The sequence below is a fragment of the Bacillus sp. AR4-2 genome, assembly GCF_008274865.1.
GTDB lineage: Bacteria > Bacillota > Bacilli > Bacillales > Bacillaceae_G > Bacillus_A > Bacillus_A cereus.
This window is the reverse complement of record NZ_CP031062.1, coordinates 1,710,964-1,735,958: the sequence shown is the minus strand read 5'-3', so window position 1 is coordinate 1,735,958 and position 24,995 is coordinate 1,710,964. Positions and strand designations below refer to the sequence as shown.

Genomic DNA, 24,995 nt, shown 5'->3' with positions numbered 1-24,995 from the left:
TTATTTTCCATCCTGTAAGTTTCTAGCTTAATTTAAACCATTGCTTCAGTTTCTATAATTACTAAAATTACCCTTTTCTCATAACCGTCTAATATTCCTAAAATTTCCGGGATTTTTGAGTTCATGCGGTTAAGCCCTCTCAATTATTTTAGAACTTAACTAATCTTAGTTTGTAACTCCATTCCAAACATCGACATCATTATCATCTAAAATGGCTTTGATTTTATCTTTCTCAAAAACTACCAGATATTCATAAGGTAAGGCTAAAACTTGAATAATTGAAGGTCTAATTTTTAGTAGCTGATATGCGTAATATGCTTCTAATTCACCGTCAGTTTCTTCTGTTTCATCGACAGGACCGATATACCAACCAGAATCACCTTTGTCACAATCCCTAGCTCTTTGTAAATAAACCTCATCTAGTTGTAACACATTTTTTGAAGTCACTATTTTATCGCTAAACTTTATTGTTTCACCGTCAATATTTAACTGACGTAAACAATGTACTTGTTCTAATTGCACCCATAAAGCAATTGTTAGATCATCTGTAGTATCCTTAAATGGATTTTTTGTATAATCTGGGGCAATAATATGATACCCATCTTCACGTTTGGATAGAACAAAAATAGACCAACCAACTTGCATAGAAAATCTATCAACTAATTTGTTATCTTCTACTTTAGTTAGCAAATACAATAACTTTTCTATCTGGGGGCCTAAATGTTCTTCTGCTGTAGCTATTATCTTTTTACCACCTATATTTTTAACTATTGTTTTCAATGGATTGTAACCTCTCTTTTATTGATTTTTTCAAAGCTTCTCTAGCCACTGCTTCACGTTCTAACATTTCTAGTCTTATAATTTCCGGAACATTACCGTATTTAGGGTGCCCCGGCCATGTACTCCAATCTTTTGCATTCAATGTAAGTTTTCGCTCAATGTGTTGTGCTTCTTGACGGATATTTATAAAGAAATGAGATAACTCTTTATCGTTGTGCCAAGTTTCTAAAATACGGTTAAATAAGCGGTTGCTTCGATTTTTCAATTCGTGAAAATCAGCTTCCGCTTGTTCCTGAGTTCGAAGCGCGGATTAATTTCGGTCCTGTTCTTCAAATACACTTCGTAATTTTTGATTTAACTGTTTAATTTGGTTTTTGATATCTCGATCCATTTTTTCCCTCCTACCGTTTTATCTTTACGAAGGTGGTCATATTAGCGGAAAGTATTGTGAAGCTCGTGATCCATTCTCTCAAACTCTTTGGCTACCGAATGAATGTTATCGACCGCTTGTTGAAAGGCGGTGGATAATTGTTTCGTCAAATCTAAAACTTGTTGGTTCGCTTCTTGTGCTTTTGAATTAACTGAAAGCGTAGTACGTGTCGCCTTTTTTATAGAACGATTTGTTGCGCTTTGGATTGTATCTGAAGCTGCCCTCATTTGCGTTGCGATTTGTGTAGCGCTTTGAAAATTACTTTGAAATTGTCCCATCGTATAAACCCCTTCTATACTTAATAGAGCATGAAATTTATACCATATTAGTATAGATTTTTATATTGATAGAGAACCTTTGTTGGTAGGGTGTTTTTTAGAGTACGAAAGGTAATTCAATTATAAAAATAGCCTATCATCTTTTAATATTAATTGGGAATTTATATTGTACTTACACTACATTAATATTTAATTTTTAAAATTTCACATGTGGTAAAATAATAAATTGATGAAAAAGGGGACAAAATATCAGTAAATAATTCACCGCAATATAAAGTAAAAAAACTGCACCTCCAATTGTTATGCGTGTCTAACAACTGGAGGTGCAGTTCACTTTTCAACTTATTTTAAATCTTCTATTGTGAAAGCACCTGGAAGTAATTGCTCAACAGTCACTTCTTTTTCATCACCTTTTACATTCGTTAATAATACAGGCATTTTCGGATCACAGAATTCAGCAATTACTTGTCTACACGCACCACATGGTGAAATAGATCCATCAGTTTCTCCTGTAATAACTAAATAACTAAAATCGCGCTCACCTTCTGATACTGCCTTAAATATTGCTGTTCTTTCTGCACAGTTACATAAACCGTAAGAAGCATTTTCTATATTACAACCAGTATAGATTTTCCCTTCTTTCGTAACTAACGCTGCGCCAACAGGAAATTTAGAATACGGAATATACGCTTTCGATAACATCTTGTTTGCTTCTTCAATATATTTTTTCTTATCCATATTATTTCCCCCTTAAAGTAAATGAAATGATGATTAGTCAGTAATAACTGTATGAACTAATTTAGGAGCCACTGCTGTTTCAGCAATAGAGATGTTCTCATAAATTTTTGCTTTTACATCTTCTACATTTTCACGATTTGCGTAGATTGTTACGAATGGCTCGCCTTCTTTTACTGCATCGCCAACTTTTTTACGTAACATTAATCCTACTGCTAAATCGATTTCATCTTCCTTCGTTGCACGACCTGCACCAAGTAACATAGCTGCAATACCAATCTCATCTGCAACAATGTTAGAAATAACACCTGAAGTTTTTGCAGGTACATCAATTACATACTTAGCTTGTGGCATTTTTTCTGGATTGTCTACAATTGAGCTATCTCCGCCTTGATTACTTAAGAACTCTTTAAATTTCTCAATTGCTTTTCCGTTTTTCATCACTTCAATTAGCATTTCACGAGCTTCTTCTAACGTATTTGCTTTTTTCGCAAGTACAACCATTTGACTTCCTAATACAAGTACTAATTCTGTTAAATCTTCTGGACCTTCACCTTTTAACGTATCAATCGCTTCTTTCACTTCTAGAGCATTACCAATCGCAAATCCAAGAGGTTGTGACATATCTGAAATAACAGCCATAGTTTGACGTCCTACATTATTTCCGATACGTACCATTGCATGTGCTAATTCTTTTGCATCTTCTTCTGTTTTCATAAATGCGCCAGCACCTGTTTTTACATCAAGTACGATTGCGTCAGCACCAGCTGCAATTTTTTTACTCATAATTGAACTTGCGATTAAAGGAATTGAGTTAACCGTTCCGGTTACGTCGCGTAATGCATAAATCTTTTTATCGGCAGGTGTTAAGTTTCCTGTTTGTCCAATAACAGCTACTTTGTCACGGTTTACAATATCAATGAACTGCTCTTTCGTAATTTCAACGTGGAATCCTTCTACCGCTTCTAATTTATCAATTGTTCCGCCCGTATGTCCTAAACCACGACCAGACATTTTTGCTACTGGTACATCTAAAGCAGCTACTAATGGTCCTAATACTAATGTTGTTGTATCACCAACACCGCCAGTTGAATGTTTGTCTACTTTAATTCCTTCAATTGCTGATAAGTCGATCGTTTCTCCAGACTCAACCATCGCCATCGTTAAATCTGCACGTTCGCGATCTGTCATATCTTTAAAGAAGATTGCCATTGCAAGCGCACTCACTTGATAATCAGGAATACTTCCATCTGTATATCCATTAATAAAGAATTTGATTTCTTCAGTCGTTAATTCTTTGCCGTCACGTTTTTTTGCAATAATATCTACCATTCTCATTACAATCACCATTCCTTTTTATATTATATGAATCTATTAAAATAGTAAGCCAACGATTGTTGCTGATAAGAAACTTACTAATGTTGCACCGAATAGTAATTTCAAACCAAATCTTGCGACTACATTCCCTTGCTTTTCATTTAAACTCTTAACTGCCCCTGCAATAATCCCAATTGAAGAGAAGTTTGCAAATGAAACTAAGAATACAGAGATAATCGCTGTCGTTCTATCTGAGAAATTAAAGTTTCCTTGTGCTAAATCTGTCATAGCGACAAATTCATTTGATACTAATTTTGTTGCCATAATATTTCCGGCATTAACTGCTTCATGCCAAGGTACACCCATAATAAATGCAAATGGTGCAAATGCATAACCAAGAATTTCTTGGAATGAAATACCGATTACACCTTTAAATACTGCATTAATGAATGCGATAAGAGCAACGAAACCGACTAACATAGCTGCTACTGTAATCGCAACTTTAAATCCATCAATAATGTATTCCCCTAATACTTCAAAGAAAGTCTTTTTCTCTTCTTCTTGTACTTCTAACATATCTTCTTCCTCAGTAACTTCATACGGGTTAATGATAGAAGCAATGATGAAGCCACCGAATAAGTTAAGCACTAAAGCGGTTACAACATATTGTGGTTTTAATAACACCATATATGATCCAACGATAGACATAGAAACTGTAGACATTGCTGATGCACATAATGTATACATTCTTTTCTCTGGCAATAACCCTAGTTGTTTCTTAACTGAAATAAATACTTCCGATTGTCCTAAAATCGCTGATGCCACAGCGTTATATGATTCTAGTTTCCCCATTCCATTTACTTTACTTAATGCTAGACCGATAGATTTCACAATAATAGGTAATACTTTAATATGTTGCAAAATACCTATTAAGGCTGATATAAATACGATTGGCATTAATACACTTAAAAAGAACGAAAACTCTTTTTGATTTACTAATCCACCAAATACGAAATTCACACCGTCAGCAGCATATTTTAATAGCTCTCCAAAACCATCTGCTATTCCGCTTATTAATATATTCCCTACACTTGTATTTAATAATAGAAACCCCAAAATGAATTGTAATATAACCATCGTTATGATTGGGCGATATTTGACTTTCTTTCTATCATTACTAGCAAGCCAAGCGATACCTAAAATCAATACGAGGCCAAAAACACCGATTAAGTATTTCATAAGCCGTTTCCTCCCATTCGTATCCGCTTACATTTCTTTCAATTATTAAAGCAATAGATATACTTTAAATGTATATCTATTGCTTTAATCTTTTATCGATTAGTAGTTATCTGTAGCACCTTTTGCATCATTTAATACGATTGCAACACTAGCACTTGCTCCAACGCGAGAAGCTCCAGCAGCTACCATTTTGTCTGCATCTTCACGTGTACGAACACCGCCAGATGCTTTTACACCAACGTTTGGTCCTACTGTTTTACGCATTAATGCGATATCTTCAGCAGTTGCTCCGCCAGTTGAGAATCCAGTTGAAGTTTTTACGAAATCAGCACCAGCTTTTACTGATAATTCACAAGCACGTACTTTCTCTTCATCTGTTAATAGACAAGTTTCAATGATTACTTTTACAAGAGCTTTTCCTTTTGCTGCTTGTACTACTTCATAAATGTCTTTTTCAACAAGTTCGTTGTCACCATCTTTTAAAGCGCCTACGTTGATTACCATATCAACTTCAGTTGCACCTTTTGCAATAGCATCTTTTGTTTCAAATGCTTTTGTTTCAGTCGTGCTTGCTCCTAATGGGAAACCGATTACAGTACAAACATCTACATCATGTCCAGCTAGTTCATCAGCCGCTAATTTTACCCATGTTGGGTTAATACAAACAGAAGCGAATTTATATTCCTTTGCTTCTTCGATTACTTTCATAACATCTTCTTTTGTAGAATTAGCTTTTAAAATTGTATGGTCAATTAACTTTGCAATGTTCATTATCTTCACTCCTCATATCTTTTAACAACTTCATTCTAACTCTTAGTTGAACAAATGTAAATATACTTTTGAAATTTTGTTCATTCTTTTTTAAAAGTAATTTTCTTGTAGCAAATAAAGCGCATTCTAACAAAGAACACTTCAGATATATAATCAAAATTTTTATGTTAACAATGGTAGTATGTATCTCCATATCCATAATTATTTTTAAAAAGGCAATTTGTGTTCAAAAAAGACTCCTATCATTCATACATAACAAAATAAAAGGCATTCTCAAAATTAACATCTTGAGAACGCCCTTTATTTCTAATCTTTTTGATAATGTAACAATTCTTTTGCTGTATGCTGATCGATAATTAATACATTTGCATACCCGCCACGTAACGCACCATCAATTGCTTTTATTTTTCTATTACCACCTGCAACTAAAATAGAGCGTTTCTTTAATTTCAGTTCCTCTAACTCAATTCCAATGGTACGCTTATTGATTTCTTCACTACTAATATTTCCGTCTCCATCAAAGAAACGTGAACAAATGTCACCGACCGATTGTTTTTTGAGTAAATTTGTTTCATCCTTATCGAAATAACCTAATCGGAATAATAGCGCTTCGTCTCGCACTGTTCCTACAGTGAAAATTGCAATATTCGCTTGTTTTCCCATTTCGATAATGTGATGAATATGTCGATCCTGCTCCACTAATTCTTTTGTCACTGCATTATCAAATATAACCGGAAGAGGTAGATTTCTTGGCGTCGTTTGAAAAGCATCTGCAAATAAAGCTATCGTCTCATTCGCATATGTATTTACACTTGAATGACTAATACCACCTTTTAGCTGGACAACCTCTACCCCTTTTACATGTTGCGGTACGATTTTTCTAGCGATTTCATACATAGTCATGCCCCAGCTTACACCAACAATATCACCGTTTTTAACCGTCTTTTCCATATACTCAGCAGCATATTTACTTATATACTCTGTAATCGTTGCATATTCCGGCACTGGAGAAAATACCACATGTGCCTCTAACAAGTTGTACTTTTCTTTCAGTAAATTCCCGACGTTATCTAAATCAGCAAATGGATCAGCGATGCTAATTTGAACAAACCCTTTTTCTTTCGCGTACTTTAACAATCTAGAAATCGTCGGTCTTGAAATATTTAATTTATTAGCAATTTCTTGCTGACTATAATCTGATTGATAATATAATCTTGCAACTTCAACGCTTAATTGTTGTTTATCTTTTTCCATAGTAACTCATTACAAATCCCTTCCTGTATTTCCCTTTCGTTACAAGCATTATACAGCTTTATGCAAAAAAATTCGACTACTGAATTTTATTTAACTGAACTTCTATTACGCTTATTATATATAATGAAATCGTTCAATAAGAAACATGAAACATCATCTAAAGACTACCTTTGCTAAAAACTATTCAAATACCCCTTATAAACAGAAGATACTGTTTATAAGGGGTATGTATTCAATTTAACTTTATAAAAATTGGATGGAAACAATGCAAGTTCTCACTTATTTAGAATAAGTGAAAAGATGATGTTTTATTTGTTCAATAAAATAATGATGGTGTATATTATCGTTAGATACTCGACTTGCCATAATAGCTCCCTCCATTGAAGATGCAAGAAAAGAAGCGAGCGATATAATGTCTATATCTTCTTTAAGTTCTTGTTTCTCTATTCCTTCCTTTATGAGAGAAGCCATTAACATTACTGTATCATCATAACCTTTTGCTGCTGCTTTTTGTAATTCTGGAAATACTCCAGTACTTTCGATTGCGCTATTAAGTAATGGACAGCCTCCAGCAATAGGAGGATTATTAGCTGCATCTTGATATACAAGGAATATTGCAAGGATTTTATCGATTGCATTCTTTTTATTTTCCATTGCTTTATGAAAATGACTCCACATAATCTCACCACTTTTGTCGTAGGCAGCAAGGACAATTTCTTCTTTACTTTTAAATCTACGATAAATAGATCCTTTAGGTAACTCAGTAGCTGTCATTATATCCTGAATGGATGTGCGAGTTATCCCATTAGTATTAAATAAATATAAAGATGTTTCAATAATTTTTTCTTTTACCTTATCAACTTTAGTCATGCTTTGTAATCCTCCTAATGAAAACGATCCTAATATTCTAGGTAATGTTTACCCTCTATTTTCTTAATTTTTTTGTAAGTATAAATAAGTTTGGAACAGAAATATCTTATCAATCCCTATCTTATGGAAACCTCAAACAATACAATTTGAAAAGAAGTTAATCAAATTATATTATCCATATAACTTAAGTGAATTTTCTGTCAAAATAACATGACCGATTGTTTAATTCAGTCATATTATACAACTAATTTTACCTAAAATCGTAGAGGTGTAAAAATATATAGTTAATTTTAACGTATAGACATATGATTATTATATATAATTTTTATTAATATGTTTAGCTAAAGTGTTTGAACTACTCCCACTTTCACTTCATTCTATAAAAGATTAACCATTAATGATTACTGGAATTAAATTGTAACAAAGCAACTGAAATATAAATATATTTGCTTTTTTCCATTTTGATTTTGTTAATACTTTATAAAAAGGGTTTAAAAAACTAGAAACTTGTAGTATCATTAGATTTCGATTCAGACCGAACCGTCCGGTTTAGAATCTTATATAAATATATTTAGAAGGAGAGCGTTATGCAGAAAGAAAAATCAAAAATTATAGGTAATTTAATTATGGGGGCAATACAGTGAACTTTATAAAAATGAATAAAAAAGAAATCATTATGCTAATAATCTTTACACTGTTTGTACCATTTCAAATTGGCTTGTACATACTATTTGGCATATCACTTTTAGCTAATGTCAATTTAGTTGAATCAGAATTTGTTCTTAGTGCCATCGGTTTTACTGTACCTGCTATTGTAGGAATCATTTGCTTTAGGAAAGAAATTATTGAAAGTTTTACTTATTTTAAAGAGAAGACAATTTTGAAAATAGTAAGTATTCCTATGGTAGTTTTATTTACGTTAATTGTGGAACAGTGTGTTATGCATTTTCTAGCAACTGGTCAACCAGAGAACCAAGAGCAGCTCCTTGAAACGGGTACAAAGGTACCTCTTGTATTTACATTGCTTGTATTTGGTATTCTGGGTCCAATACTTGAAGAAATTGTGTTTCGCCACATATTAATAAATCGTTTTTCTTACCATATTGGTACTGCTATTGCATCTATCATTTCGATTATGATTTTTACACTTCTTCATACGAACCAACTTGCGGATATTGCTATTTATTTACCTGGATCGTTGATACTTACTGCGGCTTATCTTATTTCTAAAAGATCCATTGCATATGTTATAGCGATACATATGTTAAACAATTGCCTTGGTTTCATTCTGTAAGAAACCAGACTTGTTTCTGATGCCAAAAATATTCTATGTTTCTATCAAGCATTTTTGGCATCAGAACTACTTTTTCTATGGCATAAGAAAGCTAATCAAAAATTATAATATATTAGGAGAGTGTCAGTCATGATTGTAACAACGACTTCTGGAATTCAAGGTAAAGAGATTATTGAGTATATTGATATTGTAAATGGTGAAGCTATTATGGGTGCAAACATTGTACGCGATGTATTCGCCTCCGTTCGTGATGTTGTCGGTGGCCGTGCTGGTGCTTATGAAAGTAAGCTAAAAGAAGCCCGTGATATTGCGATGGACGAAATGAAAGAACTTGCAAAACAAAAAGGTGCGAACGCTATCGTTGGCATTGACGTAGATTACGAAGTTGTTCGTGATGGAATGTTAATGGTTGCTGTCAGTGGTACAGCTGTACGTATATAAGTAAATAAAAAGAGATATTAATAAATCATTGTACGTCGAAAAAACACAGTTTGAGTGTAAACTGTGTTTTTTTATATAGAGGCCCCATCCCATCACTATCAAGCTAAAAATTTTGTGTTAACTTGTACAAAATGTCCATTTTTTCGCTTTGGGGTAATTTTGAATCCTTAAGTTTATGGGCATGTGGCGTTACCCTAATACTGTACAACTTTTTTATAAACGGTTGTAAGTTTCTACGTTTTTGACCATTCTGTACAACGATAACTTTGGTTTATTGATTTCACCTGTAATCTGGTAGCCTATCCTCTGATACAATTTAATGGCAAGTTGGTTCTCTTTCTTTACTGTCAGAGAGCATTTTGAAAAGCCTTGCAGCGAAGCTTGCTCCTCTGCAAACTCAAGTAATCTGGTACCTATCCCTAGTCCTCGACTTTCGGGCAGTAAGGCAATTGTTCCGACGTGAAACTCGTCATCTTCTCCCTCCTTCAAGGTAAACATGGAATAAAGCATTTTGATATTCAGAATGTTATAAACAACAAACCCCAGCTTTCGGAACGAAAGCAGCTGTTTAAAAGTGGGCCAGGTAAGACGATTTAAAACGGGTATGGGATAGCAAGTAATCATCCCTAAAGTTTTCCCGTCCATTTGAGCTTCATAGGCGTATTGATGACTAAAACGGTTGTTCTCCTGCCGCCATAGCTTACAAAATGTCCAATCGACTGTGTTCTCCTCCTCAGATCCTGCAAGTGGAAACGCCATGTATTCCAATGCCATTACATTTAGCTGGGCGCCGACCATGGATTGATGAACAGCCTTTACAATAGAGATTTTATTCATTATCCTATTGCTCCTTTTCACTTTCTATATTATTAATATTAATTATCATGGATTTGAATCAGTTCACTTCCCTCTCAATTCATCCTTAGCTTTGAAACCATAATAAAATGTATTTAAAACAAGCTCTGCAGCAGATTTTTTAGCCACATTTCCTTCATGTACCTGTTCCCAGGTATGGAAAAGCAGAGCATAAAGCGTATTCAAAATCCATTCACTGCTAACTGTTTGCTGAAAGTAACCTCTTTGTTGTAGCAATTCAATAACGCGTCTTAAGGGTTCCCTCAGCTTCTCTTCTGCTTCACCTAATTCTTTGTTGTTAAATACAGATGCATCATGACCTAGAAAATAGATTTTGTCACCTAAAGGGATTAACGCTTCAATAAGTTCCGGGATATAGTTTTCGCTTCTTTCCTCATCCAGTGGAATCTGGTTTACAGTATCACTTACCAGTTGTATAGCCCGATGGCCCAAGAACAGCATCAATTTCTCCCTGCTTTCGACGTAGCGATGGAGTGTAGCAATTCCAATTCCCGCATATTCCGCAATTTCATTCATCGAAGCAGTAGGATTTTCAACAAGCAATATAGTAGCTGAATCAAGAATTGCATTAAATCTCGCTTCCTTCAACGCTGACAAGTCTTTCTTCATCGTCAATCTCTCCCTTTTTCTGTATAAAGTCGTCATTTTTGATAGATAAATATATCATTTGATATTATAATAAACAATCTCAAATAAAGTGTCCAGCTGCTGAATGTAGCTTTTCAAAAAGAATTATATTCCTGAAACTGATAGTACTTTGAATGTTTCATTTTTAGCATTTCATTATTTAGATAACGATGAAGAAATTAAATTCTTTAATGTAATAAATACAAGAGCCAAAGGAAATGGTACGAGTTACTTTCTGCATAAAGTTATCGGTTTATTTTAAAATTCACTTCCGGGTATTGGGTTATCAGCCTTTTAAGGGTTGAGCCGTCATCCTTCTGTTTTACATACTGGTCAAAAAATGCCAGGCTGAATTCGTTAATAATACGATGAACTTCCTTTGGATTTTCACCTGGGCTCTGCAACAGAGGTGAGAACAAATGTAAATCGGTAAAGCTTGTATGATCCGTATGAGGAATGACCATTGACATACCACCGCCAGCTAACCCGCGTCCGTATCGCTCCCTCACTTCAAAGGGATCTGCTTCATCAGGCTCTTCTGCATTCATGAGCAGAAATGGTTTTCCAATGCCACTTTCAGGCAAGATTTCACCATACAATGTACCATCCATATTGATAGCTGCTTTGACACGAGAATCTTTTGCAAGTATTTGTGCTGCGGTAGCTCCACCGTAAGAGTGGCCAAACATTCCAATTCGCGATGTATCCAGTCTTCCTGTAAAGAAGCCGGTCTCATCATTTTGGTTAAGTTTCTCTATCTGACTAAGGACAAAGCTGACATCTTCCTCCCATAATTTTATGTGGCTATCCCCTTCATCAGTTAAATTGATGGGCTGTACGTAAGCAGTTCGACCATCTGGAAAGACGGTAGCTGCAGCATCAAAGGTATGATCGATACTTAGAACAATGTACCCTTGACTAGCCAACTCCTCAACTTGAAACGTGTTTTGATTACGAAAACCATTAAAACCATGAGAGAAAAGTAATATGGGATAGTGATTCTCTGAGTCTGAGAGTTGTAAATCCATAAACGAATGAGACTTTACCAATTCCATGTGGCTGAATGCAAATGCAGGAATGGACAATGTTTTTTCCAATCCCTTGGAGAGCTCATTTATGTTACGAATATAAGGTTCTCGATCCCCCTTGCTTTTTTCAGCTGCAGGATACCAAATTTGCACCATCAGTTCGCGCCGATCGTTTGGATTTTTCGAATATGGTTCATTTCTCTGATGATCAACCCAATGATATAGCTTCGTACCGACCCTATGTGGACCAGTTGGTTCTTCAAATGAAAATACTGGCATAAGTAAGGGTAGCGCAACTGCTACAGACAAATAGATACATAGTAACGAAGTCTTAACTATGAATATACCCGAACTTCTAAAGCCCTTTTTCCGCCCAGTTAATAAATAGCATAAAATTAAGATAACTGGGGATACATATGCCGGAATCATCTGCCACCTAAAACCTTCTGCCAATAACTGAACTGTAACCATTACAACGGCAATCAAAGTAGCTAATTTAGACCACTTTTTCGTTTCTCTGCCTATTAACAGTATCCAACTCAATAGACTAAAATTCACTACTATCAAAAGAACTTCCCAGAAATTCATTGGCCTATCTCCTTTGCATGCATTTTACTTCTAATTAAAGAGGTAGTTTTCAGCCTAAGCAAAAGCAGATGAAACACCTATATAGTTGCACCAATTATGCTTAGTAACCGTTTCATTCATTCTACTCCTTTATTCAAATTAAAAACTTAAAATGCCCAGCTACCTTTACGGAAAATTGGTTCTACAGTTCCATCTGGTAGAATACCGTCAATGTCCATCTCACTGCTGCCAATCATAAAGTCCTCATGTGTTACTGAAATATTTGCCCCTAACGTTTCAAGCTGATCGTTTTCTAAATCTCTTCCATCCTCTAAGCAAGTTGGATAAGCTTTACCAATCGCTAAATGGTTCGATGCATTTTCATCAAACAATGTATTAAAATATAAAATTCCCGATGCTGAAATTGGTGATTCATGTGGTACAAGTGCTACTTCACCTAAATAGCAAGAGCCTTCATCCACATTAATAAGCTCCTGTAATAATTCATGTCCTACCTGTGCTTCTGCTTTAACAATTTTTCCTTCTTCAAATGTCAGTTTAAAGCCATCGATAATATTTCCTTGATAAACTAATGGTTTTGTATTGCTTACATAGCCATTTACACCTTGTTTCATCGGTAACGTATAAACCTCTTCTGTCGGCATATTAGCCATGAAGATAGTATCATCAGGAGTTTTACCACCTCCAGTAATCCATTTATACTGTGGTGCTAATGCAATTGTTAAATCAGTACCTGGCGCTGTATAGTGAAGCTTCATATATTTTTTATTGTTCAGTAGGACCGCACGAGATTCTAAATTTGTTACATGTTCACGCCATTTTTCAATAGCACTGCCTTCACCAATACGAACAGCTTTAAAAATAGCCTCCCATAATGCTGGTACTTGATCCTCAGCTGCTAAATCCGGGAACACCTTCGATGCCCACTTTGGTGAAGGAACTGCTACCATCGACCAAGCTATTGAATCCTTCATTACGGCGTTGCGATTGTTTCTCAGAGCAGCTCCTGCTACCTTTTGATAGGTAGCTAGACGCTCAGATGAAATACCTGTAAATTTATCAGGATCTGTAGCATCTATCATTAATAGTGCTCCTTTACGTTCGATCAGCTCATCATTCATTTTGACTATCCACTCTGGGAAGCGATTAAATTCTTCATCTGAGGCATAATCAAAGTAAGCACGTTCCATTTCTTCATCCGAAAAATTAACATGAACACGCCCTGCCCCAGCCTTATAAGCCTCTTTGACAACTATACGGGCGAAATCCAATGCATCTACTGATGTATTGACTAATAAGTATTGCCCTGGTTGAATATTAACACCGATTTTCACCGTAAGTTCTGCATATGCTTGTAATTTTTCTTCAAAAGTCATATTATTTACCTCGCTTTTATCAAATTGGTTTTGAATTCCCCTCACTAACCTGCTTTCATACCATACTTTCTAAACTTTGATTCAATTAATATTGGTTTGTTTTTCAAAAAATCTAATCAAAGGTATCAAACACTACATCAAATTATAGAGTTCTTTATTGTGAAAGCTCACTCATTTCTTCCCAATCTTTTCAATGCTGCTGCACCTAAAGGCTTACCATCAATGGGGCGTTTAACATTCTCAATCACTCCTTTATCTTTACAAAAGTATTTTTGATAGATAAATATATCATTTGACATAAGATTAAATCATTTTAAACGAATTATCAAGTCGTAAAATTTAATTTTTAAAAAATTCGGTAAAAAAACTATATGAACATGGATTCTATCAAAGGGAGCGATAACGAAAAGATTTTTACGCACACATGGATACGAAATTACCGCTCAAAAATACCCCCCTACATTTATCTGCAAGAGGGCTATCTTTTTATTCATTTTGCCAATAAACAAACATGTTTCCACTTTACCAATCTTTTTTCATGTTTATATTATCCTATCTAGATGAAGATATCTCCTAGAGGTAACACCACATGCCCATCAAGTTAAGAGTTTAATTGTTGCCATAAAACGGGAAAACTGAACCGGATTTTTATGAATAATTATGAAGAGATAGAATTTTAGTTTTGGGGATATTTCAAAAGTTTAGCTTGATGGGTATATGAATCTCCTCTCTATAACAAATATTTTTTAGTAAATGTTAAAAATTTTGCGAGAGTGTAAATTTTTAACATTTTAATTTTTCTCAATTGTATAACTTTATTTTTGAATTATACTTAATTCGTAATCCCAAAATTAGGAAAGGAGCTTTAAGATAGGACATTTATCTTAAATGTTTACTTGGAGGAGTGATTAAAAAAATCAATGAAGGTAATGTGTTTCTAAATTAATCAGGAATAGAACTTGAAATGTTACTATGCTTTTTTTACTCATCTAAAAATATCATCAACATTTTTTAATAAGTGCGAATTCAAAAAATCTACTTTCGGCATTAATGAAAAAGCTGATATTTCGTATGTAAGTAATTAATGAATTTGAACGAAAGGACTGATCTATATGAACAGCAGAAAAAATTGTAGATTACAAAAAACTATAAAGGTGTTTGCAACATCCGCTATTTTAGCAACCACATTATTTACACCTATTATGTCAAACAATTTAGATGTACATGCTGAAACTGCACAAACTGCAACTCAATTTGAACAAAGAGAGTTTGACCTGCCAGGTACAGGAAGTTTTTGGGATGAAGCAAAAAGAGAAAAAAGAGGTGAGCAAAAAAATTATATGCCAACAGGCATATATGTGAAACCTAATGAACAGGTTACAATTACAGTATCAGGAACGCAAAAGATTAGAGCCATTATTGGGACACATCAATATGATAAAGAATGGGGAAAAGAAATTGATCTTTCTCCAGGCTCTAATACTATCTCTTCACCAAACGGCGGCGTATTAGGGTTAGATAATTTTCAAAGCACAGGAACAGTTAAGGTGCAAGTAACGCAAGGCGGTAGTCCTATTCCTTTCTTTGTATTAGGAAAACACACAAAAGCAGACTGGATTGCCATGATGAACAACTTTCCAAATGCACATGCAGTACAATTGAAATCAGAACGAGCCGTACTAACTGTAACTCGTGATAGTGCCAATAAATATATTGTAAATCAAGATCCTGTGCCCCTATTAAATAAATATGATGATATGATTCGAGCACAAGACAAGTTAGCAGGGCAATCTGAAACGGATCCTAATCCTTTACATCGTTCAACTCGTCGTATTTGGGCCTTTGTAGAAAATCCTAACGCACAAAGTTGGGGCATGTATGCAAGTTGGGATGGAGCCGTCTTTACGACTGCTGGTGAAGCTATCAAAAGTACTTTAAATGTAAATGAGTTTGGATGGGGACAAATGCACGAAGCGGGACATGCACGACAACAATATCCATGGACGTGGAATGATTTAAGAGGTATGGGTGAAGTAACTAATAATCTATATTCATTAGCTGCATTCAAGAAAATATACCCAAATATACCAACACGTTTAGATACAGAGGGAGATTATAATAGAGCTTTTACGTATTTAAAACAAACAAATAAAGAATATAAAAATATTGACGACCTGTTTGTAAAACTTGTTATGCTTTGGCAACTTCATTTGGCATATGGGGATGATTTTTATCCAAATCTCCACAAATTATATCGTGAGATACCTGAAGATCAACTTCCCAAAACAGACGAGGATAAAATACAGGCATTTATTTACAATACATCAAAAATAGCAAAACAAAATGTACTGCCATTCTTTGATAAATGGGGATTGAAAGCAACACAAGAAACGAGACAAAAAGTAGAAGCTTTAAACACCCCAACATTAATTGCACCTATATGGGAAGCGACGGATGCTAAACCTGTTAAACCACTTGCTGTATTGTCAAAAAAAATAATGAAGGCAAGTGCAAATAGTGAGGAATCAACGGGCTCAGCTAGTAAGGCGATAGATGGAAAAACCGATACATTTTGGCATAGTACTTGGACACCAAATCAATATCCTTACAATTTGACACTAGAACTTGGTGATACACGTACCATTTCACAATTGTCATATCTTCCAAGGCAAGATTGGTCAGAAAATGGCCGTATTTTAACTTACAATATTTATACGAGTGTAGACGGCATTACGTATGACAAAATATCATCAGGAACATGGGAAAATAATAGTGATAAGAAAACGGCAACATTTACCCCAGTTACTGCAAAGTATGTAAAAGTGGAAGTAACGAAAGGACAAAATGGATTTGCTTCAGCAGCTGAAGTAGATATTTTAGGGTATTAATTATTTTCACTTGTAAATGAGTATATGATCACAGGGTGGATTTTGAAATATTTTGAGAATCTGTCCTGTGATATTTTTTGCGTATTTCATGTTCTGTTTTCACTTTATAATTTCTGATAGGAAATTAAGTGAATAAGTTTTAGTTAATACCAATAAAGTAAAAGTCTATAATGATTCTTCAAAAATTTCTTCCTCAAAAATCTTTTTTTGTTTCAACATTTTTCTGACTACTTAATTTTTCAAACACTGCTTCTGCTTCTTGACCATAATCTCTAAATGTACCTCCAGCAACAGAATCAGTTTCTAAATATTTTACCTTTGAAATCAGATTAGGAGTTAAGGAACCCTTATTCTCATCTCCTACTAAAGACATATACATAATTATAAATAGAAATATAACTAATAATCCTAATGTTATTTTCCCTATTTATTGTCTCCTGTTCCAAAAAAAACAGTTTCTGTCTATCATACCAACAATAGGGAATGTTCTTTTAGAATTTATAAAAAATATAAAAATACATGACAAACTTATATATAATTGCAAGCTCAACTCTCACAAAAAACAGGATAAAAAAATAAACAGCAGAACTAGTCCACTGTTTACTTTGCCACACCTTCATGTAATTTTTCTGTATAATCCTTTACATCTTTCCAGCTATCTTTCGCTGTATGTAAATCTTCTTTTATAAACGTAAACTCTTCCGGACTAATTCCTTTTACGTTTTGTAGTAAATTATTATATTTTGCACCTACTGTATACCATTGATTTGATATGTTTTGTAGTGCTGTAATTGCTGCATCAATTGTTTCTGTCATGTTTGTTGTTTTATTTTTTACATCAGTCAAAATTACGACTTCTGCTTGTGCTCCTGAAATTCTATCTTTTAAATTGGCGATTTCTCTTTCTGCATTTGCGATATCTTTTTTCGCAACCGCAATCATCGGCCCGCCAGCAAGACATGTTATTAGAGCTACGCAAAGTACGCCACCAGCAATGACCATATCATTACTCTTTTTAATCGAATCGTTATATGTATTTATTTGTTGCTCTAGAGCTGGAATACCAGCATTCGTACTTGCCAATATCGATGTTAACTGATTTGTATCCTCTTTGAAACTATTTGTATCTTTCGCCATTCTATCGCGAAAAGCTTTCAAATTTCCTAATAATCCATCTACCTCATTTTGATTCTTTACAATATCCGCATACAACTTTTCTAAATCCGCTTTTAATTTCCCGCTATCCTTTTGATCAATCGCTATTAACATGTCATTATAATACGATTGAAAAGTATTATTGTAATTTATAATATTTTGATCTGTTTTCATAATTTGAGGCTTCATATTATTTAACCAATATGCTGCATTAATTTTTGCATCTCTTTGATGCTGAATCATATTCCCTTTAAATTCACTATTAATCGAACTTATTTTACTTAAATCCGTCTCTTGTTGATTTTGAATTAATTTTGCATATGAATCCATTGCAAATATGCTTGATGTCGTTTGTGCCATTACATCTTGGAATCCTGCTGGTCCAAGAGAATAGTTTTTCACATTTTCTTGTAGCACCGTTACATTTTGTTCTGCTGCAAAAGGATGCAAAGGAAATGCGTTACTCGTTGCCACCCCAGCAATCATTACCGCTAAAAGACATTTTTTATAAAATCGTTTCTGCATATTTTTCACCTATTCTCTTTATAAGGATATCAAAAGCTCCTGCTCACAACTGAACAGGAGCTTCAAATCATTCATCAACACTTAACGCCCTAACGATTCGTATTCGATTATGCTTTTTTCGTATCTACTACTTTAATATCTTCAGCATAAATCTTTTCTGCATAGTCTTTAATGTTTTTCCAGCTATCTTTCGCAATGTTTAAATCTTCTTTAATGAAAACAAGATCGTTTGGACTAATTGAATCCACATTTTGAAGTAAAGAATTGTATTTTGATCCCATTGTATACCATTGGTTTGAAATGTTTTGCAACGCTGTAATTGCAGTATCAATCGTATTTGTTAAATACTCAGTTTGTGTTTTAATGTTCGTTAACCCAGCTACTTCTAATTGAGCAGTTGTAATTTGTCCAGTTATTTTTTGAATTTCAGCTTGTGCATTGTCAAGTTCTTTCTTCGCCAATACGATACCAGCTGTACCACCGCCTACAGCTGCTGCACCACCTGCAATTAATGCGACTCCTAGCGGTGTTCCTGCGCCCGTAGCAATAACTACTGCACCACCAATAATTGCAATTGGTCCTAGAGCTGTCGCAACAGATGAACCGATAATAATTGCATTATATTTACTAATTGCTTCATTGTACGTTGTAATTTGATTTTGCAGAAGGGGAATCCCTGCATCTTGACTAGCTAATATAGATGTAATTTGATTTGCATCACCCTTGAAGTTTTGCGTATCTGACGTCATTTTATTTCGGAATTTCTTTAAGTCTTCTACTAACTGATCCACTTGCGCTTTATTTTCATTAATACTACTTGATAATCTAGTTAGGCCTTTCGTAAGAGTCGCTTTATCTTTTGCATCTACCGCAGCAACTAAAGTATCATAATAGTTTTGGAATTTGGTATTGTAGTTAATGATGTTTTGATTCGTTGAAATAAGCTGTGGCTTTAATACATCTAACCATTGCTTCGCATTTCCTCTAGCTGTATCTTGATGCTGAATCACTTTTCCTTTTAAAGCTGCATCAACAGTCGATACATTTCCAAAGTTAACATTACCTTGTTTAATAATTGTTAAAGCATACAGATCCATTACTAAAGCATTTGAACCTGTTCTTTCCATTGCATCTTTCAAGCCTTCTGGTCCTAATGAATATTCTTCATAGTCATTATAAGCTTTTGCTACCGCATGAACTTGAGCTTGTTTCACTGTACTTTCAGCTGCATACGTATGAGCCGGCATAATATTTCCTGCTGCAAATACTGCCATCAGTGCTGATAGAGCCATTACTTTATAAGGTTTTTTTGTCATTTTTCTTCTCTCCCTATATCGCTAATTATTTTTCTGTTTAATGTACTTCAACGTTTGTAACGTAATCTTCAAATTGATTTGTTTGCTTATTCATTTCATCACTTACTTTTTTAATTTGATTGAAATGTTTTTGAAGTAAACTACTGTCTGTATACGTGCCTTCTTCAACATTTGTTTGAATTTGGATCATATTATTATTTAAAACTTTCCAATCCGTTAATAACGTTTCTAAAGTTGTAATTTGACGATCAATTAATTCTGTAAAGCTATTTACTTGATCTTCAACGAATGTAATTTGAGTCGCTTCTGCTTCAGTTTGTGATAACTTTTGAATAAGTGGCAATAACTCTTTTTGCTTTTGTTGAATGCGAAGAGCTGCTTCCCTCGTTTGACTATCTGCGGCATTTACAATTTCATTACTTAAAGTACCGATAGAAACAAAATCGATTGTTTTCGTTTGTGCAGTTTGATTTGTGATTGTAAATACTTGTTTACCGATATTAATAGAACCTTTAATGATTTCTTGAGGTCTATTCAAAATAGTAGTTAGTTCAGCTTGAATTTCCCCTTGAATCCTTTTAATATCTTCTCTTAATTTCACAATATCTCCGCTTGATCCTTGCAGTGTTTTTATTGCTTCATCGGCTTTAATTGATAAGTTGTTACTATCTTTATCTAATACTGTTTTAAATCGATTTAACTCTAATAAATCTTGCTCCATACTCTCTTGGATGCTCTGTACTTGCAATTGTAATTTTCCATATGCACTCATAAAATCTGATTTTGCTTGCTGATCTTCATTTACGTTTCCTGCTAGTTCATAGAGCTTACTATAATAGCTATTAAATCTATTGCTGTATCTCATCATCTCTTGATTTAAGTCAATTAGCTTCGGATTATATTCATCAATCCACTCTCGTACATTCGCCTTTGCAAACTTTTGATGATTCGTTAAGCTACTCATCGCATTTACCTTAATGTCTGGCTGTTGCAAAATAATTAATCCGTATGCTTGAATAAGCGGTGATTGTGATCCTAACATTCTAATTGAGTTGGATAATGTATTTGGAGCAATTACATTTTGCGCATATACTGTTTTCACTTCCGTTTGCCCCTCCTTAGCGTAAGCGCTTACAGGAATGAAGCAATTCGTAGATACTGCTGTAACCAATAACCCTGTAATTAAAGTTTTTTTCACTTTAACTCCTCCTATGTATTAGCAACTATTACTATCGCATTTTATTATTCTATTTTCTTGCATATAATTTAAGATGGTTAAACTAGAGGACGTACTCACCGTGATTGACGTACGAACCATCTCTCCCAACTGTTATTGCTACAGTACTTACTTATTGTTATAAAACTTTTCATATGTGCTTAGTATGAATAACGTTGCATAAATTTTCTATCGACCCTCATTTTCCACATCGATACAGTGAATATATTACATAAAAATATTATTCATTTTAAACTTAATAACGTAAGTAAATATGAAATCCCGTTTTGTTTTCATATAAGTTTTGTACTGTAAGGTCATTTAAACACAGCTGTTTATATATCGTAAAGAAGTATTTTCATTCCCTTTATTTTCAAGCTTTCATGTCCTTATTTCAAAATATAATCCGATTCGCTTTATCGATTGAAATATCTACATATCACAACAGAAAACACTACTTTCAAATAACCAATTAAATTATATCGGTATAATTTTTAAGCCCATATGCAATTATGCATAGCATATACACAAAAAGGATAGCTTCATTTTCACAAAGCTATCCTTAAAAATCTTCTTATTTTTTCAAATGATATGGAACTGTCGTAATAACAACATTTCTTTTATAAAGTAAATACGCACGTATGAGTAAACTGGATTGATTATGAAGAATGTTATGCCAACCTTTTTTCGGAATAAACTGTGGTATAACGACCGTAACACGGTAATTCGATTCACTCGCCTTATATTGCACTGTATCGATAAACTTCGTTAGCGGCTGAATAATACTTCTATAATGAGAATGTAATGTAACAAGCCTTACTTCAGGTTGCCACTTCTTCCATTTCTCTTCAAATTTCTTTTCCTCTTCTCTGTCAAAAGCAACATATACTGCGATAACTTGATCTGCCGAAAGGGATTTCGCATAGTTCAATGAATTTTCTACTACATGGGTCATACCTGCTACAGGAACGACAATTACATTCCCCTCAATTGGAATAAGAGGTTCGCAAGTTTTTAAACTTAATTGATCACCCACTGCATCATAATGCTTCTTAATTCGATGGAATAAGAAGATAATAACTGGTAAGAAAATAAGAATCGACCAAACTTGTGCAAATTTAGTTAAAAAGAACATGCTCATTACGATAAAACTAATAACTGCACCAATTAAATTAACCGTTAATCTTAAAGCCCATCCTTCAGGCTTTTCGCGAAGCCATTTTAATACCATCCCTGTTTGAGAAAGTGTAAATGGAATAAATACACCTACTGCATATAGTGGAATTAAATGTTCTGTTTGTCCTTGGAAAGCTACAATTAAAATAATCGAAGCAACTCCAAGTATAATAATACCGTTTGAGTAACCTAGACGGTCTCCTCTAATCGTAAACATTCTCGGTATGAATTTATCTTTTGCAAGGTTAACCGCTAATAAAGGAAATGCAGAATAACCTGTATTAGCAGCGAGAATTAATATTAAAGCTGTTGTACCTTGTATGAAATAGTACATGAAATTACGTCCAAATGTTTGTTCAGCAATTTGAGAAACAACTGTTACTTCTTTACTCGGAGTCACTCCGTAATAATAAGCTAAAAATACAATTCCTGAAAATAACACAGCAAGTAATGCACCCATTGCAAGCAATGTTTTTGCAGCATTGTTTGGCGCAGGATCTTTAAAGTTCGGAATTGCATTTGAAATTGCTTCAACACCTGTTAAAGCAGAACTACCTGATGCAAATGCTCTTAGTAATAAAAATAAACTAATCCCTGCAACTGGTGTACCAATCGGCGCATGTAAAGTGGGTGAAACATGACCAGTTAAAATATTATATATGCCCACACCAATTAATATAAATAGTGCTAAAACGAATAAATAAACAGGATATGCTAAAACGGAAGCTGATTCCGTTACTCCCCTTAAATTTAATATCGTAATTAATATAACAAATATAACCGCAATAATTACGTTGTGTGCATGTAAGCTAGGAAACGCAGACGTGATTGCATCTGTACCAGCGGACACACTTACCGCAACAGTTAAAATATAGTCAACTAATAAAGATCCTCCAGCAATTAAGCCTGGATTCATCCCTAAATTTTCTTTTGATACAACATACGCTCCCCCGCCATGCGGATAAGCAAAAATAATTTGACGATAAGATAAAATAAGGGCTGTCAATAATACTAATACCCCAACAGCGATCGGAATGGAATACCAATAAGCGATCGCTCCAACACCTGCTAAAGCAATTAAAATTTGCTCTGGACCGTAAGCAACTGATGACAATGCGTCAGAAGATAAAATAGCTAAAGCTTTCGTTTTATTAAGCTTTTGTTCTCCAAGCTCCGTTGATTTTAACGGTCTTCCAATTAAAAATCTTTTAATAGATGAAACCAATGCTGTCCACTCTCCAATAATTTTGTACGAACTTTTCTGCTTGTTACAGCCAGTAAACTATTTCCTCAGAAAACAAAAAATGTCTACAAGCCATAGCGAAATAGACTTGTAGACATTATTTTTTTTGTCGCACAAGCTCCACCTTCCTTCTCAATATAACGCTTACGAGGTTAGCTGTCGGATTCGGGCCTATGAGTAGCCCTACCTTTTTTAAGGATTCACCCCATCGGATTATGTACTAATCCGTAAAAACGGGTCCCCCGTACCATGCGGTTTCAGCGATTTAGAAAATTGAAACTGTGGATTATAATACTCCTTTATTTTCAAAAAGTAAACAAAAATTTTTAATAAGAAAAAAATTAAAATGATTGTGCATAACCCACTGAGAAATATACATAATGAATACTAAAAAATCCGCAAAGGAGACCCATATGTCTAAAGAAAAGAAGCCTATTTTTTCCGATTCATATTTAGATGCAGTAGCAAATGAAATTAATCAGTTATATGGTAAACGTGAACAGGAAATAAATTTGACAGATAGAACGAAAAGAAATAAATAATTTGTCATACAAAAAAAATAAAAAAGATAGCAATACACTTATATATTGCTATCTTTTTTATTTTTTCATACATCTAATTCTATTACAGATCTGTTAAAGGTCATCTCTTCATACACCTTTAAATTTTGATATATAGTGCCTAATAATGGTGCCGCTATAGAAAATTGCTCTGCTACATCCAGTAAATATCCTTGCAAGTGCTTCCCTTCAATAAACGAACCCTTTTCCATATCACGTTGCATTGATGACTTCATATCATACGAAATTTTATCAATTGTTTTCATATGTTCCTCGGCAATATTTTCCTTTACGGGAGCTCCTAATACTCTCATGATTTGTACAGATTCCTCAAATACATTACGGATAAAATCACGGCCGCCTTCACTTTCACGGATTGGTCCAATTGGTGCACGCATTAACGTTGTCACACCGGACATTACAGTAATAAATAAATATTTATGCCACATATCTTGCGTAATATTTTCACTTAAAACAAAACTAGATTTCGTACCTGCAAATGCTTTAGAAATATGCTTTACTCTCTCTGAATTTTGAGACTTAATTTCTCCAAACACAAGTCTGTTGGCAGCGCTAGTTTGTACAATTTCTCCTTGATCGTTTAACGTCGTCTCGATAAAGCATAAACCGCCAATTACTTTTTCTTCGCCGAATTCTTTTTGTAATAGCGATAAATGAGCGATACCATTTAACAATGGAATGATTACAGTATTTTCGCCAACAAACGGCTTCAAATCTTGAATTGCCTCGTTTAAGTGATACGCTTTTGTTGAAAATAAAATGACATCAAATGGAGAAGTTCTCTCTTCTTTCGTTATTAATTTCGGTTGAAAGGAAAAATCCCCGTTAACACTTCGGATTACAAGTCCTCTTTCCTCTAATTGTTTTTTCCGTTTACTACGAACAAGAAATGTAACATCTTCTCCCTTTTCGACTAATCTGCCACCAAAAAATCCTCCGACTCCACCAGCGCCTAATACTAAAATCCGCATACAGCATCCCCCTTTTCAAA

Annotated in this window: 22 protein-coding genes, 1 pseudogene and 1 riboswitch; of the genes and pseudogenes, 4 read left to right on the top strand and 19 right to left on the bottom strand. The window is 34.3% G+C overall.

Going from position 1 to position 24,995, the window contains the following annotated elements; genetic code table 11:
- Nucleotides 1-165 precede the first annotated feature (165 nt).
- The 9 genes and pseudogenes from DN399_RS09055 to DN399_RS09015 all read right to left on the bottom strand — a co-directional run bounded on the left by DN399_RS09055 (nucleotide 166) and on the right by DN399_RS09015 (nucleotide 7,674).
- A complete protein-coding gene (locus DN399_RS09055; RefSeq protein WP_000849724.1) occupies nucleotides 166-780 on the bottom strand; it encodes an immunity protein Imm33 domain-containing protein in 615 nt (204 codons plus the stop codon).
- Nucleotides 781-907: 127 nt separating this feature from the next.
- A pseudogene (locus DN399_RS28325) lies at nucleotides 908-1,171 on the bottom strand (DUF3958 family protein); the annotation flags it as partial.
- A gap of 41 nt (nucleotides 1,172-1,212) precedes the next feature.
- Nucleotides 1,213-1,488: a TIGR04197 family type VII secretion effector gene (locus DN399_RS09045; protein WP_016122301.1), complete on the bottom strand. Its 276-nt coding sequence runs from the start codon at nucleotides 1,486-1,488 to the stop codon at nucleotides 1,213-1,215.
- Nucleotides 1,489-1,830: 342 nt separating this feature from the next.
- Nucleotides 1,831-2,226 carry a cytidine deaminase gene (locus DN399_RS09040; RefSeq protein ID WP_049107647.1) on the bottom strand — a complete coding sequence of 132 codons (396 nt, stop codon included), beginning with the start codon at nucleotides 2,224-2,226 and terminating at the stop codon, nucleotides 1,831-1,833.
- A gap of 33 nt (nucleotides 2,227-2,259) precedes the next feature.
- Nucleotides 2,260-3,561 carry a pyrimidine-nucleoside phosphorylase gene (locus tag DN399_RS09035; RefSeq protein ID WP_025710128.1) on the bottom strand — a complete coding sequence of 434 codons (1,302 nt, stop codon included), beginning with the start codon at nucleotides 3,559-3,561 and terminating at the stop codon, nucleotides 2,260-2,262.
- Between the two features lie 36 nt (nucleotides 3,562-3,597).
- Nucleotides 3,598-4,779, bottom strand: a complete 1,182-nt coding sequence (locus DN399_RS09030; protein ID WP_000876188.1) for a NupC/NupG family nucleoside CNT transporter — start codon at nucleotides 4,777-4,779, stop codon at nucleotides 3,598-3,600.
- A 99-nt stretch (nucleotides 4,780-4,878) separates the two neighbouring features.
- Nucleotides 4,879-5,550 (bottom strand): deoxyribose-phosphate aldolase, encoded by a 672-nt coding sequence (deoC, locus tag DN399_RS09025; RefSeq protein ID WP_001017433.1) that lies wholly within the window; start codon nucleotides 5,548-5,550, stop codon nucleotides 4,879-4,881.
- A gap of 306 nt (nucleotides 5,551-5,856) precedes the next feature.
- Nucleotides 5,857-6,804, bottom strand: coding sequence for a DNA-binding transcriptional repressor DeoR (locus tag DN399_RS09020; protein WP_000409780.1), 948 nt, complete (start codon nucleotides 6,802-6,804; stop codon nucleotides 5,857-5,859).
- A gap of 279 nt (nucleotides 6,805-7,083) precedes the next feature.
- Nucleotides 7,084-7,674 carry a TetR/AcrR family transcriptional regulator gene (locus tag DN399_RS09015; protein WP_000169644.1) on the bottom strand — a complete coding sequence of 197 codons (591 nt, stop codon included), beginning with the start codon at nucleotides 7,672-7,674 and terminating at the stop codon, nucleotides 7,084-7,086.
- 640 nt (nucleotides 7,675-8,314) lie between these two features.
- On the opposite strand from DN399_RS09015, the gene DN399_RS09010 reads away from it, so the two are divergent.
- Both DN399_RS09010 and DN399_RS09005 read left to right on the top strand, forming a co-directional pair.
- Nucleotides 8,315-8,968: a CPBP family intramembrane glutamic endopeptidase gene (locus tag DN399_RS09010; RefSeq protein WP_049107648.1), complete on the top strand. Its 654-nt coding sequence runs from the start codon at nucleotides 8,315-8,317 to the stop codon at nucleotides 8,966-8,968.
- A 129-nt stretch (nucleotides 8,969-9,097) separates the two neighbouring features.
- Nucleotides 9,098-9,409, top strand: a complete 312-nt coding sequence (locus DN399_RS09005; protein WP_000637514.1) for a heavy metal-binding domain-containing protein — start codon at nucleotides 9,098-9,100, stop codon at nucleotides 9,407-9,409.
- 213 nt (nucleotides 9,410-9,622) lie between these two features.
- On the opposite strand, the gene DN399_RS08995 is transcribed toward DN399_RS09005, so the two are convergent.
- The 4 genes from DN399_RS08995 to DN399_RS08980 form a co-directional block, all read right to left on the bottom strand.
- The gene (locus DN399_RS08995) at nucleotides 9,623-10,246 is read right to left on the bottom strand and encodes a GNAT family N-acetyltransferase (RefSeq protein WP_149149509.1); all 624 of its coding nucleotides are present in this window, start codon (nucleotides 10,244-10,246) and stop codon (nucleotides 9,623-9,625) included.
- 63 nt (nucleotides 10,247-10,309) lie between these two features.
- Nucleotides 10,310-10,894: a TetR/AcrR family transcriptional regulator gene (locus DN399_RS08990; RefSeq protein WP_000710981.1), complete on the bottom strand. Its 585-nt coding sequence runs from the start codon at nucleotides 10,892-10,894 to the stop codon at nucleotides 10,310-10,312.
- A 263-nt stretch (nucleotides 10,895-11,157) separates the two neighbouring features.
- Nucleotides 11,158-12,528: an alpha/beta hydrolase family protein gene (locus tag DN399_RS08985; RefSeq protein ID WP_006919965.1), complete on the bottom strand. Its 1,371-nt coding sequence runs from the start codon at nucleotides 12,526-12,528 to the stop codon at nucleotides 11,158-11,160.
- A 146-nt stretch (nucleotides 12,529-12,674) separates the two neighbouring features.
- Nucleotides 12,675-13,904 carry an aminopeptidase gene (locus DN399_RS08980; protein ID WP_149149508.1) on the bottom strand — a complete coding sequence of 410 codons (1,230 nt, stop codon included), beginning with the start codon at nucleotides 13,902-13,904 and terminating at the stop codon, nucleotides 12,675-12,677.
- Between the two features lie 1,112 nt (nucleotides 13,905-15,016).
- On the opposite strand from DN399_RS08980, the gene DN399_RS08975 reads away from it, so the two are divergent.
- The gene (locus tag DN399_RS08975; protein WP_006919968.1) at nucleotides 15,017-16,792 is read left to right on the top strand and encodes a M60 family metallopeptidase; all 1,776 of its coding nucleotides are present in this window, start codon (nucleotides 15,017-15,019) and stop codon (nucleotides 16,790-16,792) included.
- 193 nt (nucleotides 16,793-16,985) lie between these two features.
- Here the strand turns inward: DN399_RS08975 and DN399_RS08970 are convergent, their stop codons facing one another.
- From DN399_RS08970 to DN399_RS08950, 5 genes are all read right to left on the bottom strand, one after another.
- A complete protein-coding gene (locus DN399_RS08970; protein WP_000060531.1) occupies nucleotides 16,986-17,165 on the bottom strand; it encodes a hypothetical protein in 180 nt (59 codons plus the stop codon).
- A gap of 227 nt (nucleotides 17,166-17,392) precedes the next feature.
- Complete coding sequence (gene nheC / locus DN399_RS08965; RefSeq protein ID WP_001171992.1) at nucleotides 17,393-18,472, bottom strand: non-hemolytic enterotoxin NHE subunit C; 1,080 nt, start codon at nucleotides 18,470-18,472, stop codon at nucleotides 17,393-17,395.
- A 107-nt stretch (nucleotides 18,473-18,579) separates the two neighbouring features.
- On the bottom strand, nucleotides 18,580-19,788 hold the full coding sequence (gene nheB, locus DN399_RS08960; protein WP_149149507.1) for a non-hemolytic enterotoxin NHE subunit B: 1,209 nt from the start codon (nucleotides 19,786-19,788) through the stop codon (nucleotides 18,580-18,582).
- A 37-nt stretch (nucleotides 19,789-19,825) separates the two neighbouring features.
- The gene (gene nheA / locus DN399_RS08955) at nucleotides 19,826-20,986 is read right to left on the bottom strand and encodes a non-hemolytic enterotoxin NHE subunit A (RefSeq protein ID WP_049107657.1); all 1,161 of its coding nucleotides are present in this window, start codon (nucleotides 20,984-20,986) and stop codon (nucleotides 19,826-19,828) included.
- Nucleotides 20,987-21,578: 592 nt separating this feature from the next.
- Nucleotides 21,579-23,405 carry an APC family permease gene (locus tag DN399_RS08950; protein ID WP_000254887.1) on the bottom strand — a complete coding sequence of 609 codons (1,827 nt, stop codon included), beginning with the start codon at nucleotides 23,403-23,405 and terminating at the stop codon, nucleotides 21,579-21,581.
- A gap of 144 nt (nucleotides 23,406-23,549) precedes the next feature.
- Nucleotides 23,550-23,696: riboswitch (cyclic di-AMP (ydaO/yuaA leader) on the bottom strand.
- A gap of 140 nt (nucleotides 23,697-23,836) precedes the next feature.
- Between DN399_RS08950 and DN399_RS28320 the strand changes: the two genes are divergently transcribed.
- Complete coding sequence (locus DN399_RS28320) at nucleotides 23,837-23,965, top strand: hypothetical protein (RefSeq protein WP_000031873.1); 129 nt, start codon at nucleotides 23,837-23,839, stop codon at nucleotides 23,963-23,965.
- A gap of 65 nt (nucleotides 23,966-24,030) precedes the next feature.
- Here DN399_RS28320 and panE read toward each other — a convergent pair whose 3' ends face one another.
- Nucleotides 24,031-24,975: a 2-dehydropantoate 2-reductase gene (panE, locus tag DN399_RS08945; protein ID WP_088362309.1), complete on the bottom strand. Its 945-nt coding sequence runs from the start codon at nucleotides 24,973-24,975 to the stop codon at nucleotides 24,031-24,033.
- Nucleotides 24,976-24,995: the final 20 nt, after the last annotated feature.